Here is a 519-nt window from a genome sequence, read left to right as displayed (position 1 = left end):
GCCGTCAAGGTCCTCAAGGCCGAGTTCTCCGAGGACCAGGAGTTCCTGGCCCGCTTCCGCAACGAGGCCCGCACCACCGCCGCACTCAACCACCCCGGCATCGCCGGCGTCTACGACTACGGCGAGACCGCCGACCAGGCCGGCGGAGCACCCCTGGCCTACCTGGTCATGGAGCTGGTCAACGGCGAGCCCCTCAACGCCGTCCTCAGCCGCCTCGGGCACCTGAGCCAGGCGCAGGCCCTGGACCTGCTCGAGCAGACCGGCCGCGCCCTCCAGGTCGCGCACACCGCCGGCCTGGTGCACCGCGACGTCAAACCCGGCAACATCCTCATCACCCCCACCGGGCAGGTGAAGATCACCGACTTCGGCATCGCCAAGGCCGTCGACGCCGCACCCGTCACCAAGACCGGCATGGTCATGGGCACCGCCCAGTACATCTCCCCCGAGCAGGCCTCCGGCGAGGACGCCACCGCCGCCTCCGACGTCTACTCCCTCGGCGTCGTCGGCTACGAATGCCTC

1 protein-coding gene is annotated in these 519 nt (G+C 70.5%); it reads left to right on the top strand.

Translation table 11 applies throughout. The annotated features are described in order from the left end of the window. Positions 1–519, top strand: a 519-nt coding sequence (locus ACLQ3K_RS26415) for a serine/threonine-protein kinase (protein ID WP_426002278.1), incomplete at both ends; no start/stop codon positions are given.

The sequence above is a fragment of the Tsukamurella sp. DT100 genome, from assembly GCF_049844855.1.
GTDB lineage: Bacteria > Actinomycetota > Actinomycetes > Mycobacteriales > Mycobacteriaceae > Tsukamurella.
The sequence above is the reverse complement of the archived record's forward strand: the minus strand, read 5'-3'. Positions and strand labels throughout refer to the sequence as shown.